This window comes from Bacillus ectoiniformans (assembly GCF_016908875.1).
GTDB classification, from domain to species: Bacteria; Bacillota; Bacilli; order Bacillales; family Domibacillaceae; genus Bacillus_BX; species Bacillus_BX ectoiniformans.
Map to the genome: position 1 here is coordinate 94881 of NZ_JAFBES010000005.1, position 15984 is coordinate 110864.

The 15984-nt window shown below is 42.7% G+C and carries 16 protein-coding genes and 1 riboswitch; of the genes, 15 read left to right on the top strand and 1 reads right to left on the bottom strand.

Annotated elements, in window-relative coordinates:
* Positions 1-16 precede the first annotated feature (16 nt).
* From JOC78_RS09005 to JOC78_RS09020, 4 genes are all read left to right on the top strand, one after another.
* Positions 17-970, top strand: a complete 954-nt coding sequence (locus JOC78_RS09005; RefSeq protein ID WP_204554359.1) for an FTR1 family iron permease — start codon at positions 17-19, stop codon at positions 968-970.
* A 157-nt stretch (positions 971-1127) separates the two neighbouring features.
* On the top strand, positions 1128-2591 hold the full coding sequence (locus tag JOC78_RS09010) for a hypothetical protein (protein WP_204554361.1): 1464 nt from the start codon (positions 1128-1130) through the stop codon (positions 2589-2591).
* On the top strand, positions 2584-4353 hold the full coding sequence (uvrC, locus tag JOC78_RS09015) for an excinuclease ABC subunit UvrC (RefSeq protein ID WP_204554363.1): 1770 nt from the start codon (positions 2584-2586) through the stop codon (positions 4351-4353). The genes JOC78_RS09010 and uvrC overlap by 8 nt, the downstream gene beginning before the upstream one ends.
* Positions 4354-4418: 65 nt before the next feature.
* Positions 4419-4597, top strand: a riboswitch (Lysine riboswitch).
* 109 nt (positions 4598-4706) lie between these two features.
* The gene (locus JOC78_RS09020) at positions 4707-5933 is read left to right on the top strand and encodes an aspartate kinase (RefSeq protein ID WP_204554365.1); all 1227 of its coding nucleotides are present in this window, start codon (positions 4707-4709) and stop codon (positions 5931-5933) included.
* 81 nt (positions 5934-6014) lie between these two features.
* Here the strand turns inward: JOC78_RS09020 and JOC78_RS09025 are convergent, their stop codons facing one another.
* Positions 6015-6440, bottom strand: coding sequence for a YslB family protein (locus JOC78_RS09025; protein ID WP_204554367.1), 426 nt, complete (start codon positions 6438-6440; stop codon positions 6015-6017).
* A gap of 290 nt (positions 6441-6730) precedes the next feature.
* Between JOC78_RS09025 and JOC78_RS09030 the strand changes: the two genes are divergently transcribed.
* The 11 genes from JOC78_RS09030 to JOC78_RS09080 all read left to right on the top strand — a co-directional run bounded on the left by JOC78_RS09030 (position 6731) and on the right by JOC78_RS09080 (position 15888).
* Complete coding sequence (locus JOC78_RS09030; protein WP_204554369.1) at positions 6731-7339, top strand: succinate dehydrogenase cytochrome b558 subunit; 609 nt, start codon at positions 6731-6733, stop codon at positions 7337-7339.
* A gap of 60 nt (positions 7340-7399) precedes the next feature.
* The gene (sdhA, locus tag JOC78_RS09035) at positions 7400-9160 is read left to right on the top strand and encodes a succinate dehydrogenase flavoprotein subunit (RefSeq protein WP_204554371.1); all 1761 of its coding nucleotides are present in this window, start codon (positions 7400-7402) and stop codon (positions 9158-9160) included.
* On the top strand, positions 9160-9927 hold the full coding sequence (gene sdhB / locus JOC78_RS09040; RefSeq protein ID WP_204554373.1) for a succinate dehydrogenase iron-sulfur subunit: 768 nt from the start codon (positions 9160-9162) through the stop codon (positions 9925-9927). Before sdhA ends, sdhB begins: the two co-directional genes overlap by 1 nt.
* Positions 9928-10025: 98 nt before the next feature.
* Complete coding sequence (locus JOC78_RS09045; protein WP_204554375.1) at positions 10026-10493, top strand: acyl-CoA thioesterase; 468 nt, start codon at positions 10026-10028, stop codon at positions 10491-10493.
* A 136-nt stretch (positions 10494-10629) separates the two neighbouring features.
* Complete coding sequence (locus JOC78_RS09050; protein WP_204554377.1) at positions 10630-10854, top strand: helix-turn-helix domain-containing protein; 225 nt, start codon at positions 10630-10632, stop codon at positions 10852-10854.
* Between the two features lie 177 nt (positions 10855-11031).
* Positions 11032-11481, top strand: coding sequence for a MarR family winged helix-turn-helix transcriptional regulator (locus tag JOC78_RS09055; protein ID WP_204554679.1), 450 nt, complete (start codon positions 11032-11034; stop codon positions 11479-11481).
* Between the two features lie 10 nt (positions 11482-11491).
* Positions 11492-12292 carry a glutamate racemase gene (racE, locus tag JOC78_RS09060; RefSeq protein ID WP_204554380.1) on the top strand — a complete coding sequence of 267 codons (801 nt, stop codon included), beginning with the start codon at positions 11492-11494 and terminating at the stop codon, positions 12290-12292.
* Positions 12293-12828: 536 nt separating this feature from the next.
* Positions 12829-13878 carry a GerMN domain-containing protein gene (locus JOC78_RS09065; protein ID WP_204554381.1) on the top strand — a complete coding sequence of 350 codons (1050 nt, stop codon included), beginning with the start codon at positions 12829-12831 and terminating at the stop codon, positions 13876-13878.
* 133 nt (positions 13879-14011) lie between these two features.
* Positions 14012-14752, top strand: coding sequence for a ribonuclease PH (gene rph / locus JOC78_RS09070; protein WP_204554383.1), 741 nt, complete (start codon positions 14012-14014; stop codon positions 14750-14752).
* Between the two features lie 21 nt (positions 14753-14773).
* Positions 14774-15382, top strand: coding sequence for an XTP/dITP diphosphatase (locus tag JOC78_RS09075; RefSeq protein WP_204554385.1), 609 nt, complete (start codon positions 14774-14776; stop codon positions 15380-15382).
* Positions 15379-15888, top strand: coding sequence for a metallophosphoesterase (locus JOC78_RS09080; protein ID WP_204554387.1), 510 nt, complete (start codon positions 15379-15381; stop codon positions 15886-15888). The genes JOC78_RS09075 and JOC78_RS09080 overlap by 4 nt, the downstream gene beginning before the upstream one ends.
* Positions 15889-15984: the final 96 nt, after the last annotated feature.

Below are 15984 nucleotides of genomic sequence, written 5' to 3' on the forward strand. Positions count from 1 at the left end.
ACAGGGGGACGGCTGCATGGATTTTCAAGCATTTTTAATCACGCTGCGCGAGTCATTGGAAGCCATTTTGATCGTTGGGCTGATATTATCGTATCTTACCCGCTTAAAGGCAGACAAATTTAAAAAATGGATTTATGTAGGGGTGCTCTTAGCCCTCGTATCCAGCTTTCTAGTGGCACTTGTATTTCAAGTGGTATTCACCGGATTTGCAAGTTTTGGTTCTGAAACTTATTTAAAAGTCACCATTATGTTTGCTTCCGTCTTTTTGCTGACGCATATGGTCATTTGGATGAAGAAAGAATCGAAAGGCGTCAATGCAGATATGCAGGAAAAGATCGGTGCGGCGGTCACGGCTGGAAGTGTATCGGCTTTAATTATCCACTCGTACTTAATCGTTGTGCGAGAAGGAGTCGAAACCGTCTTCTTCTTTGCAGCCATCAGCGGCGGCGATGTGACGAAGGTATTTACGAGCCACGGAGCACTGGCTGGTCTGCTTATGGCCTTAGTGCTGGGTTACATGTTCTTCTCAGGAACGATGAGATTTTCATTAAAGACGTTCTTTAATGTCACAGGCATTCTGATTATGTTCATTGCAGCCGGATTGTTAGTTCAAGGAATCGGCATTATGCAAGACCTTGGCAAAATGGGATCTTTATACACAACTGCAGAAGGGAAGCCTGCTGAAGTATACAATCTTGTTTCGATTCTTCCAGAGCATTTTCAAGATGAAGCGCATTACATGAGAGACACCGGCAAAGAAACATTAATCAGCGGACAGATTGGCTTATTCTTGAGCGCGATGTTTGGATACAGTCATAATCCATCGTTGGAACAAATTCTTGGTTACTGGGGATATTTCGGATTGGTGGGTATCTGGATGAAGCTCATTAATGATGGAAGAATCCGAAAGCCATTTTCGAAAAAAAAGTCGGTTCAGGAAAAAAGTGAACCTCATTCTCAAGTAAGTTAAAGAAATCTATGTCAGCCCCCTGACAGAACTCGCCCTCGGGCGAGTTTTTTTATTGTCCGGCAAAAGAGCCTAATCTGAACGACCCGTCTGCTTTACTCTATTTTTTGAAAAAAGCGTAAAAAACCTATACATTAGAATAGAAAGAAAGGGAACCGTTATGAGTGAATATCAAAAAAGATTATTAATTTACATTGCGATAGCCGGTGGGCTAATATATTGGCTGGCGATTTTTTCGTTGCCTCCTGCTGCAGTAGGTACATGGGATCAAGTGGATTTTATTTTAGGTGTTGAACAATTTGACTTATTAAATATGCAGCCCCATTTTCCGGGGTATCCATTTTTTATATTGGGCGGCATGCTCATGAATGTGGTGACGGAAAATGCCGAACTTGCCTTGTCCTTGTGGAATAAAATCATCTATTTATCTGCTTGGTGGCCATTGTTTAAAATAGCTGAGCATTTTTTGCCAAGACCACAAGCGGCTTTGACCGCAACTGTGGTGCATATATTGCCGTTTCCGCTGATCATGATGCAGCAGCCGATCTCAGAATCAATGGCTGCCGCTGTGTTTTTTTGGATGATATGGTCATTATTACGGGCGTTTAATAGTGGAACGAGAGAATCGGGTCTTCTGCCCATGGTCTTATTTGCGGTGCTGCTGGGTGTGCGTTTGTCTTATCTGGCAGTAGGCGCGTCCTTGTTAGTGTATTGGGTATGGTATTGGAGAAAATCAAAAGACTGGCAGGGGATTATTTTTCAATTAGCTATTTTAATGATTGCTAATTTAATATGGGTCAGTGCATTGATTGCCAATGCAGGGAGCCTCAAAACGTTTTTTGATATAGCAATTGGCTTTACAGAAGGACATTTTACAGATTGGGGCGGAACCGCGCTCGCAAGCGATGCATCAACAATTGAAAGGCTAAGCTATTTCCTTACCCAAAATTTATTTTGGAAAGGGGTGTTTGTTGAGCAAGGTCTGTTTGCTGTATCGTTGTCTGCTTTGCTGATCTTATCAGCTGTTTCATTTACAAAGAAAAAAGCCGATTGGTTTGCCTTCAGTATGATCATTGCTTTTATCAGCTATTTTCTTTGGGCTTTATTTGCGCAGAATATTGAAAAGCCGAGGCACAGCTTGCCATTAATCATGCTGCTTCCCCTATTAGTACTATGTTTTTCTGAGTGGAAGAATAAGCTGATCATAGCTTTCTCTGTTTTTGTCTTGTGTTTGGAAATTGGACTGGGATGGATGCTGGTTAAACAGCAAGCGAATGAGCAGCCGGCCGTCATCCAAGCGTCTGCCTTTTTACAGAAGGAAAGTGAGCCATTTATCATTTATACATGGGAAGAAACGAGAGTGTTTGACTATCAGCAGGTCTCATTTTCGCATAAAAGGGTATTTACTTATAAGAACTTCTTGGCAGATTTGCAAATGCAGGCTGGCAAAAAAGTGTATATAACGAATAAAGTAAAACATGGGTTTGAAGCGCAAACAGGGAAGGATTTATCCCCCCATGTAAAAGCTGTAGACACCTTCCATTCGGAAGAGCTATTTGATCCCGTATACAATAAAGTCATGATTTATCAATGGATACCATCTGGAGGTGAGGAAATTGAATGAACAAATTAAAAATAAATTAATGCTGCTTCCAGATCAGCCAGGCTGTTACTTAATGAAAGACAGGCAGGGAACGATCATCTACGTTGGTAAAGCAAAAGTGTTAAAAAATCGAGTCCGTTCTTATTTCACAGGGTCACATGATGCGAAAACTCAGCGCCTTGTGAATGAAATAGAAGACTTTGAATACATTATGACCTCCTCTGATCTAGAGGCTTTAATTCTTGAGCTGAATTTAATTAAAAAGCATGATCCGAAGTACAACATTATGCTGAAGGATGATAAGAGTTATCCGTTTATCAAGTTAACGTCGGAGAGACATCCGCGTTTGATCATCACCCGGAAAGTCAAAAAAGATAAAGGAAAATATTTCGGTCCTTATCCAAATGCTCAAGCGGCCAACGAAACAAAGAAGCTGCTTGACCGCCTTTATCCATTAAGGAAATGTGTAAATCTGCCGGATCGCGTATGTCTGTATTATCATATGGGGCAGTGTTTAGCACCTTGCGTGAAAGAAGTGACGGCAGAAGAGTACCGGGAAATGACAAGTGATATTGCCCGCTTCTTAAATGGGGGGCATAAGGACGTGAAAGATCAGCTGACTGTGAAGATGCATGCAGCAGCGGAGAAGCTGGAATTTGAACGGGCTCAGGAATATCGGGATCAAATTGTTCATATCGAAGCCATTATGGAGAAACAAAAAATCAACATGACGGATTTTACGGACCGAGACGTATTTGGCTATGTGGTCAATAAGGGCTGGATGTGTGTGCAAGTATTTTTTGTCCGCCAAGGAAAATTGATCGAAAGAGATGTGTCGCTCTTCCCGATCTATGATGAGCCTGCAGAAGAATTCCTTACGTTTCTTGGCCAGTTTTATGATCAGCCCGGCCACTTTAAGCCGAAAGAAATTCTGCTGCCGGAAGATGTGAATGAAGAACTGGCTGAGCAATTAATCGGCGTACAAATGCTCAAGCCCCAGAGAGGGAAAAAGAAGGAGCTTGTTAAGCTTGCGGCCAGCAACGCAGCCGCGGCTTTAAATGAAAAGTTTTCTTTAATCGAACGGGATGAAGAGCGGACCATTAAAGCGGTGGAGCAATTAGGACAAGCGATGGGAATTGCGGCTCCGCTTCGAATTGAGGCATTCGATAATTCAAATATTCAAGGAACAGATCCAGTCTCTGCGATGGTCGTGTTTATTGACGGCAAGCCCGAGAAAAAAGAATACCGGAAATACAAAATTAAAACAGTCATAGGCCCAGATGATTACAGCTCCATGCGTGAAGTCATACGCCGAAGATATACCCGGGTCTTGAAAGAAAATCTGCCATTGCCAGACTTAATTGTGATCGACGGGGGAAAGGGACAAATTGAAGCGGCCAGGGATGTTTTGGTTAACGAGCTGAATTTAGACATTCCGATTTCCGGTTTAGCGAAGGACGAAAAGCACAGAACCTCACAGCTTCTTTATGGGAATCCGCTCTCGATTGTTCCGCTTAAGCATAACAGCCAAGAGTTTTATCTGCTCCAACGAATACAGGACGAGGTGCACCGCTTTGCGATTACCTTCCACCGGACGCTGCGCGGAAAAGGCGCATTTCAATCGGTACTGGATGAGATCCCTGGAGTCGGACCGCAGCGCAAGAAAATGCTATTGAAACATTTCGGATCAATGAAGAAATTAAAGGAAGCGACGAAAGAAGAATTAATGGAAATTGGCATTCCGCAGCAGACAGCTGATAAAATTATTGAAAAATTAAAATAGCCGGTTGCCTAGGAATTACCAGTATGCTACAATTAACAAAACTTAATATTCAATCACTTTTTATAAGTGGTGATAGAGGTGCAGGATTCAAGAGTAGGGCTTCAGAGAATGATGAGATTCGAAGAAGAAGCTTGAAAGGGGAGACCTGCCGAAGTGAAAGGAAACTCATATTTCTTTTTGCTGGTTTTGTATTTAATAGATGCAGAACTGTCAAGATCAAGAATCTTGGAGAGCTATCTCACACGTATGCATGTAATTAATTTATTATTTACATCTATAACGGGCAATGAGATATCGATCTCATTGCCCTTTTTTGTGTGTGCAGATAAGAAACCGAAAAGGCGGGAGTAAAATTGGCATTAATCGTACAAAAGTTTGGCGGAACATCAGTAGGCAGTGTAGAACGAATTCAAAATGTGGCAAGCAGGGTGCAAGAAGAGAAAAGCCAGGGGAATGACGTGGTCGTCGTTGTTTCTGCCATGGGAAAAACAACAGATCAGTTAGTAGGTCTGGCAAAAGCTTTATCCGAAAGCCCATCTAAACGCGAAATGGATATGCTTTTGGCGACAGGCGAACAAGTAACGATCGCTCTCTTGTCCATGGCATTACAGCAGCAAGGATATGAAGCCATTTCACTGACTGGCTGGCAAGCAGGAATTCATACGGAAAAAGTGCCGGGAAATGCACGCATTACTCATATTGATACGAATAAAACAGAACAATTATTAAATGAAGGAAAAGTGGTTATTGTCGCTGGCTTCCAAGGGAAAACCGAGGACGGGGAGATTACGACTTTAGGCAGAGGCGGATCGGATACGACTGCTGTGGCGCTGGCGGCTGCACTTAAAGCCGAACGCTGCGATATATACACAGATGTTACCGGTGTTTATACGTCAGATCCTAGATACATAGAAGGAGCGCGCAAACTCGACGCAGTATCCTATGACGAAATGCTTGAATTAGCGAACCTAGGGGCGGGTGTTCTGCATCCGAGAGCGGTTGAATTTGCGAAGAATTACAGCATTCCGCTTGTTGTCAGGTCCAGCATGGAAAAAGAAGAAGGAACGAGAATTGAGGAGGAGATTTCAATGGAACAAAACTTAGTGGTTAGAGGCGTAGCGTTTGAAGAGGAAGTAGCAAGAATTACAATCGAAGGATTAAAGAATGAAATTCAGAGTTTATCAGCCGTGTTTGCTCCTTTAGCGAAGAATAATATTAATGTAGATATTATCATTCAAAGCCGCACAGCTAATAAGTATGATTTATCATTTTCTACTAAAGAATCAGATTTAGAAGCAGCGCTCGATGTGGTCACTGGTTTAAAGAGAGAATTAAAGTATGAAGCGCTTGATTATGAAACGGGCCTCTCAAAAGTATCCATCGTCGGATCAGGCATGATTTCTAATCCGGGTGTAGCGGCACAAATGTTTGAAGTGCTGGCTGAGCAGGAAGTTGCCATCCATATGGTCAGTACGTCTGAGATTAAAGTCTCTGCTGTGATTGCGCAGGAAGAGACGAATAAAGCAGCGCAGTCTCTGCATGACGCTTTTCAATTAAACCTAGTACCAGCTATGGCGTAATAAACAGGCTGCTCATCGCGTGACTAAGAGGCGTTCCGCTTTCAAAATGAGAGCGGAACAGCTGATTTACCTTTTAGCGTTCTATTCCCATTTCACTGTGAGCTGAACGGAAGAAGTCTTTTTTAATATTTCACTGATCGACTCGGCTCCTGCTTGTTCAAGAGTGCCTATTTGCTCAGCCAAAAATCCGCTTTCTAACGTAAAGGAAGGAGCGGTTTGCATGGAAAGCTTTCTTTCAACTAACGGACCAGATAAGTCATAGATTCTTTCTTTCTTGGAATCTTTTATTAGTTTCAGCTGACCCCAGCCTGCTTCCTGAAAAAAAGCGGCCAGTTCATCGTTTGACGAACAAGGGAATTTACGGGCGATAGATTTTCCAGCCCAATAAAGGACATCTTCGCATTCCTTGCCCAGTATGTCAGTCAGCAGCACATCTCTAATTAATTCATAGCCGAAAACAGAAACGGATAATGATTCTTGTTCCGGCGGATCGATTTGATTCGTCAATTTTATCCCCACTTTCTGTACTTATTATATACAAATGAGTCCGGCAAAAAAAGGCGAGAAAAGCGCTAATTTTTTATTATTTGGAAATAATAATACAGAAAAAACACGCAAAAATAATGAAGAACTATTCACTTTTTTAATTTTAGTAATATATAAAAAGTTGTATACGTTTTCTTGACGCTACTACTTTGTGGGAGTAAAATGTACTTGTCACATAATTGTTAATAAATTAGACAGTGTCCGAATTTTCAATTTTTTGTCGGATGCTAAAAGATTAAGGGGGGTATCTTATGGCTGACAATCGAGAGTTTACGTATCGCAGGCTGCACTCATTACTTGGTGTCATTCCTGTAGGACTGTTTTTAGTCCAGCATTTGGTGGTTAACCACTTTGCAACGAAGGGTGAAGAAGCATTTAACGGTGCTGCTCACTTCATGGAAAGCTTGCCTTTCCGCTATGTATTGGAAACTGTAATTATTTTTCTTCCGCTTTTATTCCATGCAATTTACGGTTTGTATATTGCATTTACGGCGAAAAATAATGTGGGCAGATTCGGATTCTTCCGAAATTGGATGTTCTTTATGCAGCGTATTTCAGGTGTTGTTACACTTGTTTTCATTGCATGGCATGTTTGGGAAACAAGAATTGCGGCTGCTTTAGGCGCAGAAGTTAATTTCCAAATGATGGAGGAAATTTTAGCTAATCCATTAATGCTTGGTTTTTACATAGTTGGTGTGGTATCTACGATTTTCCATTTTGCTAACGGCTTATGGTCTTTCTGCGTAAGCTGGGGAATTGCAGTTTCACCTCGTTCCCAGCAAATTGTTACTTACGTTACAATGGGTATTTTCTTTGCCCTTTCGATCGTTGGAATTCGCGCAATCCTTGCGTTCGTTTAAGTTAAATAGTTTCAGAGATAACTACTAGTTCGGAATTGGGAAAAAAGGGAGTGAGTCTCAATGAGTAAAGGTAAAATTATTGTAGTCGGCGGCGGTTTAGCTGGACTTATGGCTACAATTAAAGTAGCAGAATCAGGAACACCGGTTGACTTGTTTTCATTGGTACCGGTTAAACGTTCCCACTCTGTATGTGCACAGGGCGGCATTAATGGCGCCGTAAATACAAAAGGTGAAGGAGATTCACCTTGGGTTCACTTTGATGATACGATCTACGGAGGAGACTTCTTAGCTAACCAGCCACCTGTTAAAGCGATGACAGAAGCGGCTCCTGGCATTATCCATTTATTAGACCGTATGGGCGTAATGTTTAACCGTACGCCAGAAGGACTTTTAGATTTCCGCCGCTTTGGTGGAACTCAGCATCACCGTACAGCTTTTGCTGGCGCGACAACTGGCCAGCAGCTGCTATATGCATTGGACGAGCAAGTTCGCCGCTATGAAGTAGCGGGTCTTGTAACGAAGTACGAAGGTTGGGAATTTCTTGGTTCCGTTCTTGACGAAGAAGGCGTTTGCCGCGGAATCGTTGGTCAAGACTTAACAAACATGAAAATTCAGTCGTTCCCTGCTGATGCTGTGATCATGGCAACAGGCGGACCTGGGATTATTTTCGGTAAATCGACGAACTCTGTCATCAACACTGGTTCAGCAGCTTCGATCGTTTATCAGCAAGGTGTACACTATTCGAATGGTGAATTTATTCAGATTCACCCGACAGCTATTCCAGGAGACGATAAACTGCGCTTAATGAGTGAATCAGCTCGTGGAGAAGGCGGACGTGTTTGGACGTACAAAGACGGTAAACCTTGGTACTTCCTGGAAGAAAAGTACCCAGCTTATGGTAACCTTGTTCCTCGTGATATTGCCACTCGTGAAATCTTTGACGTGTGTGTCAATCAGAAGCTTGGCATCAACGGTGAAAACATGGTGTACTTGGATCTTTCTCATAAAGATCCTCATGAATTGGATATTAAGCTTGGCGGAATCATTGAAATCTATGAGAAATTCATGGGTGACGATCCTCGTAAAGTACCAATGAAGATCTTCCCTGCCGTGCATTATTCAATGGGCGGACTATGGGTTGATTATGAGCAGCAGACAAATATCCCTGGATTATTTGCTGCCGGAGAATGTGATTACTCTCAGCATGGAGCGAACCGTTTAGGAGCTAACTCATTGCTTTCTGCGATTTTTGGCGGTATGGTAGCGGGTCCTAATGCTGTGAAATATATCAATGGTCTTGAAAAGTCAACTGACGCCATTTCTTCCTCTGTTTTTGATAACTCTGTGAAACAAGAAGAGCAAAAGTGGAACGATATTATGTCACTAGACGGTAAAGAAAATGCTTATGTTCTTCATAAAGAGCTTGGCGAATGGATGACTGACAACGTAACTGTTGTTCGTTATAATGACAAGCTGAAAGCAACTGATGATAAAATTGTTGAACTTCTTGAGCGCTGGAAGAACATCAATATTAACGATACAGCTAAGTGGAGCAACCAAGGAGCAAGCTTCACTCGCCAGCTGAAGCATATGCTGCATCTTTCTCGCGTTGTTACAATTGGTGCGCTTAACCGTAACGAAAGCCGCGGAGCTCACTATAAACCGGAATTCCCGGATCGTAATGACGAAGATTTCTTGAAAACAACAATGGCTACGTTTAAAGGAGAAGACCAAGCTCCTGCCTTCCATTATGAAGAAGTAGACATTTCTTTAATCAAACCGCGTAAGCGTGACTACTCTAAGAAGAAGGAGGAGAAATGATGAGTGAGAATAAATCCATCCGTTTTATCATTACTCGTCAAGACACGTTAGATTCCGCGCCGTATGAAGAAGAGTTTGAAGTTCCATACCGTCCGAATATGAATGTGATTTCAGCTCTTATGGAAATTCGCCGGAATCCTGTCAATGTGAAAGGGCAGCAAACAACGCCAATCGCATGGGACATGAACTGTCTAGAAGAGGTATGCGGCGCTTGTTCAATGATTATCAACGGCAAACCAAGACAATCTTGTACAGCGTTAATTGATCAGCTAGAGCAGCCGGTTCGCCTGGCTCCTATGAGCACATTCCCGGTTGTCCGTGACCTTCAAGTAGATCGAAGCCGTATGTTTGATTCCTTGAAAAAGGTTAAAGCGTGGATCCCAATCGATGGTACGTATGACCTTGGACCAGGACCTCGTATGCCTGAGAGAAAGCGTCAATGGGCATATGAACTGTCTAAATGTATGACTTGCGGTGTATGTTTGGAAGCTTGTCCAAATGTAAACAGCAAATCTGATTTCATTGGACCTCAGCCGCTTTCTCAAGTGCGCTTGTTCAATGCGCATCCAACAGGAGCAATGAATAAAGATGAGCGCTTAAACTCCATCATGGGAGATGGCGGTCTTGCTAATTGCGGTAACTCGCAAAACTGTGTTCAATCTTGCCCGAAAGGCATTCCATTGACTACATCTATTGCTGCGTTAAACCGTGATGCAACCGTTCAATCGTTCCGTAACTTCTTTGGAAGCGACCATCAAGTAGATTAATAATGAATTCTTGCCTCCAGCATGATAGCTGGGGGCTTTTTTAAAATCTTTAAATCGAAACGAGCGTAAGGAATAGAAGCAGAAGGAGAGGAATATAGTTGAAAAAGATTTCTTATATTGATCATTGGGAGGAATGGGATCAAGAATTTCATTTTTATCACCCTGTGAAAGTGCGGTTTTCAGAAACAGATATGTTCGGACATTTGAATAACACAGTGCCATTTATTTATTTTGAGGAAGCAAGAATAGAATTTTTAACTCATATTGGCTTGATGGAAGGTTGGCTAGAAAACGAGAACGAGTCTATTCCAGTGGTTGCCGATCTGCAATGTGACTTTTTAGAGCAAGTGTATTTTGGAGAAACCCTTCATATTTATGTGAAGGCAAATGAAGTTGGCAATTCCTCATGTGACATCCACTATAAAGGGGTTAGGTCTGATGGGAAGATAGGATTTATAGGCCGCGGCACACTTGTACAAATTTCGAAAGTTACAGGAAAAGCACTTCCGCTAAGCGAGGGGTCGAAGAAGAAACTCGAACAAGGAAAGTATAGTCGTCAAAAATAAATTATTCTTCTAAAATCATTCAAATTAAGAATGTCCCTAACTGTCAATTAGTATCAAGCTAACATATGATACCGTAACGGCCGATATAATTTTTCAACGTAGAGAAGCTGGCGGAAGCGAGGAGGGGTACATTCAATTGAGGGAGGATCGCTTTGTCCGAAAACCGCTATTAACAAAAAGAGAAAAAGAAGTATTTGAATTGCTTGTTCAAGACAAAACCACGAAAGAAATTGCTGATGTTTTATATATCAGTGAAAAGACGGTAAGAAATCACATATCCAATTCAATTCAAAAATTGGGAGTGAAAGGGCGCTCTCAAGCTGTAATAGAATTATTGCGTATGGGAGAATTAAAACTCTAATCCAAAAGACGGTGCCAAGGCGCCGTCTTTTTCGCATGCAGGCTATACTTCCTGCTTGTTTGATAGAAACGGAACTTTCCTTGCAATTTTGTAAAAAAAAAGAGAAAATAAGGGGAAACTTTGTGGAATTGTATAATAGATTGCCATGCTGGATAAGAGTTTGGAGTGAAAAAAGGAATGGAAGAAATGCATGAAGATTGTGCAGTAATCGTTGCTGATATAGAAAAAGATCTGCGGTACATAGATGGAATCATTAAGCAAAAGGGGCGTGAGATTTTAAGTGACTACACGATCACGCCGCCGCAGTTTATTGCACTGCAATGGTTATTTGAAGAAGGCGATATGACGATCGGAGACTTGTCGGGAAAGATGTTTCTTGCCTGCAGCACGACGACGGACTTAATTGATCGCATGGAGAAAGGCAAGCTGGTCGAGCGGGTCAAAGACAGTAAAGACCGCCGCATTGTCCGCATCCATTTGCTTGAAGAAGGAGAACGGATAATCAATGAAGTGATTAATAAACGGCAGCTTTATGTCATGCAAGTATTAAAAAACTTCACTCCCGAAGAAGTGAAATCTTTAAAAGACAACTTAGCGAAAATGCATCATGAAATGAAGGAAGATTGAGGGGAGACTGTTGAACAGACCAATAGGTGTAATTGATTCGGGAGTGGGCGGCTTGACGGTAGCGAAAGAAATCATGCGTCAGCTTCCGAATGAAACCATTTATTATGTAGGAGACACTGCCCGTTGCCCGTATGGACCGAGGCCGGCCAAAGAAGTGAAGAGATTTACATGGGAAATGACTCGTTTCCTGCTGAGTAAACAGATTAAAATGCTTGTCATTGCTTGTAACACTGCGACGGCGGTCGTGCTGGATGAAATCCGCCGGGAATTAAATATACCAGTAATCGGTGTTATTAATCCGGGAGCGAGAGCAGCGATAAAACATACGAAGAATTATAATGTGGGCGTGCTTGGAACGATTGGCACAGTGAAAAGCGGTGCCTATGAAGATGCCTTGAATTCTATTAATTCTAAAGTAAGGGTAACCTCACTTGCCTGTCCTAAATTTGTGCCGCTTGTTGAAAGTGGGGAATACAAAGGAGCCATGGCGAAGAAAATAGTCGCTGAGACGTTAACTCCATTGAAGAAAGAAAAGCTGGATACGCTTATCCTTGGATGTACCCACTACCCTCTATTAGAATCTACCATTGCCAATGTAATGGGCTCTAGCGTGAAAGTCATTAGTTCAGGGGATGAAACTGCCCGGGAAGTAAGCGCGATCCTAGATTATAATCAATTGCTTTCAAACGGTGAAAAATCCTCGCCAAACCGCTATTTCACTACTGGGTCTAGTCAGCTTTTTAATCAAATTGCCTCCGACTGGCTGCAGGAGCAAGATATACATTCTGAAACAATCCGCTTAGAGAGCTAGGCGGATTGTTTTGTGTGAAAAGGTGGGAGTTGCCGGTGAAGTGAGCAGGGGTGTCTGTTTGCTGAATCGCCGTTAGAATTGGGAAAGTCGCCGTTAGAATGCTGCAAACCGCCGTTAGAATTGGGAAAGCCGCCGATAGATAGCCTATGGGCGTTAAGCACGCGATATAATTTAGACAGAATTTGGCGAAATGAAGGTTTTTATTGCCTATCTCTTCTAAAGCGAACCATTATTAGTTAGTTTTAAGGGGAAAGTTTGATGTTCAGCATTAAATATAAAGGCAAAGAGCGCCTTGAGGGAAAAAGCCTATTTGCCCTTCACACCTGAGCGAACGGCTTTTGCTTTTCTGTGTTGTCTAGCAAAATGGGCTAGGAGCTCGGGTCAAAAGATCAGCCATCAAAAAGGCAAAGAGCGCCTTTGTGCTGTCTGCCTATTTGCCAGTCGCTCCTGGGCGAGCCCATTTTGCTTTTCAGTGTTCTATTTTTCAAAAATGCTCGTATACATACAATACAAATGAGTTTTTAGGAGGGGTCCACATGCTGAATAAAAAAACAGCAGCTGTCATTCTTGTTTCGTCGTTGTATGTATCGGGCTGCGGGTTGTTGCCGGGGGAGCAAAAGGAAAAAATTGATCCTCCTCAATCCGTTACTTATGTAGACAAAAATGTAAGTGAGGAAGCATCTAAGCAAGGACAAGCTGAAGCAGACAAAAATATCGTGATGACGGAATTGTATTTAATTGATAAAAACGGATATGTCGTTTCGCAGACAATGCCACTGTCTAATACGAAAAGTTTGGCCAAGCAGGCACTTGAATATCTTGTGGCGGAAGGTCCTGTGACGAATATGCTTCCAAATGGGTTCCGCGCCGTCCTGCCGGCAGGTACACAAGTGAAAAGTGTGGACATTAAAGATGGGACGGCCACTGTGGATTTTTCTCCGGAATTTAAAGAGTATCAAAAAGAAGATGAAGCAAGAATTGTTCAATCGGTTGCATGGACATTAACTCAATTTGACTCGGTTGACCGAATTAAAATGAGAATAAATGGACATGCTCTTAATGAAATGCCAGTCAATGGAATGGCTCTGAATCCGCAAGGTCTCAGCAGAAAAGATGGCATCAATTTTGACCCATCACCGGTCGTTGATTTGGCCAATACAAGACCGCTTACCGTCTATTATCTGGCTCAGGACGGCGACAATTCTTACTATGTACCGGTGACGAAACGGATCTCCAATCAAGAGAAGGATAACATTTCTGCCGCAGTAAAAGAATTGGCGAAAGGTCCGGGAGCCAATTCAAAGCTAGTGACTGAATTCTTGCCTGAGGTTGAATTGCTTGAAAGACCAGTCATGAAAGATGGACGTGTCGTATTGAATTTTAATGAAGCGGTATTAGGAAACTTTGATAAGAAAATGGTGTCTGATCATGTGCTGAAGTCATTGGTGCTGTCGTTAACGGAAGAAAATGAGATTGAAAGTGTGGGAATCCAAGTAGGCGGAAGCTCTGAAATGGTGACTGAAAAAGGAGAGCCGTTAAGCAGTTCTGTCACGCGCCCAGACTTTGTCAATACTGGTGGATTCTAAACGATTTTTGCTATACTATACAGTAGGGTCACAAAGAAAAGCAGGGATAGTCATTCATTTAAATAGAGCATCCCCAGAACAAATAGCTGGGGGTGCTCTTCATGTGTGAATTTCAAATTTAGGAGGAAATGTAATGAGAGCAGATGGAAGAGATGTATTGGAATTAAGGAATATACATATAGACACAGATTATTTAGTGCATCCTGAGGGATCTGTTTTAATCTCAGTAGGGGACACGAAAGTGATTTGTACAGCTAGTATTGAAGATCGTGTGCCGCCTTTTATGAGAGGGAGCGGCAAAGGCTGGATCACGGCGGAGTATTCGATGCTGCCACGAGCAACGGGCACACGAAATATTCGCGAATCATCTAAAGGCAAAGTATCAGGCCGTACGATGGAGATTCAGCGTTTAATTGGCCGTGCGCTTAGAGCCGTAGTGAATCTGGACGCAATTGGAGAGAGAACTATTTGGATCGACTGTGACGTGATACAGGCAGATGGAGGAACGCGCACAGCTTCTATCACTGGTGCATTCGTTGCGATGACGATGGCTCTTGATAAGCTCGTGCAGCAAAAAGAACTAAAAGTATTTCCGGTGACTGATTACTTAGCTGCGACAAGCGTTGGAATCGTCAAAGAACAGGGTGTCGTGTTAGACTTAAATTATATTGAAGACAGTCAGGCAGAAGTCGATATGAATGTCGTGATGACAGGTGCGGGTGAATTTGTGGAGCTTCAAGGAACAGGGGAAGAAGCCACTTTCTCGATGAATGATCTCCAAAGCTTGCTGGGAGCTGCGCAAACAGGTCTAAAAGAATTGTTCCAAGCTCAAGCAGCTGCACTCGGCGACATTTCTGAAAAAATCGGCAAGTAACGAATAAAGGGGCAATGCCTTATGAAAGAAGTTATTATTGCGACGAAAAATCCAGGAAAAGCGAAAGAATTTAAAGAGATGTTTTCAGCGTATGGCTATGAGGTGAAAACGCTGCTGGATTATCCGGATTTTCCTGATATTGAAGAGACTGGACAGACATTTGAGGAAAATGCGATTCTTAAAGCAGAGGCAGTTTCTGCTGCTACAGGTCGGTTGGCGATCGCGGATGATTCAGGATTAGTCATTGATGCCCTTAATGGCCGTCCAGGTGTTTATTCCGCCCGGTATGCCGGGGAAGCGAAGGATGACCAGGCGAACATCGAAAAAGTGCTGGCTGAGCTGATTGAAGTGCCTGCGGAAAAGCGTGCCGCGCGTTTTTATTGTGCACTGGCGCTGGCAGTACCTAATGAACCAGTGCTAACTGTTTCAGGAACGTGCGAGGGGCAAATTTCAACGAGTCAGCAAGGAAAGAACGGTTTCGGTTATGATCCGATATTTTTTGTTCCATCCCTCGGTCGTACAATGGCCGAGTTGTCACCTGAAGAAAAACATCGTATCAGTCACCGTGGACAAGCCATTCAAGCACTTAAAGGAAAGCTATCTGATACATTAGGCGGTGAACTTGCATGAAGGTATTAGTCGTGAGCGACAGCCATGGCTGGGGAGAGATACTGACAGAATTAAAGGGCCGTTACGAAAATAAAGTCGATGCGATGTTTCATTGCGGGGATTCTGAGCTTTTGGCTGATGACCCGGAAATGGATGGCTGGATTGTCGTGAGGGGAAATTGTGACACGGAACAAAGCTATCCCAATGACCTGACGGAAGAAATTGAAGGCGTGCGTATTTTTATGACGCATGGCCACCGGTACAACGTCAAAATGTCGTTAATGAACTTGCAGTATAAAGCAGAAGAGCATCAGGCAGACTTGGCGTTTTTCGGGCACTCCCATCTTATAGGTGCAGAAAAGATCGGCCAAACCATTTTTCTAAACCCTGGCAGCATTACGCTGCCGCGCGGCCGAAGTGAAAAAACCTATGCGATGGTCGAAAGAAATCGCCGTGAAACCATCATTCGTTTTTTTGATCATAAACATAGGGAACTAACAGACCTGCAGCAAACATTTGCTAACTAAAGAAAGAGCGGATTTCCCGCTCTTTTCCTTAAACATGGATAAGAAAATAAAAGAGCAGAAATTATATGAGAAAAATTTCTTGAGAATGTATTGACA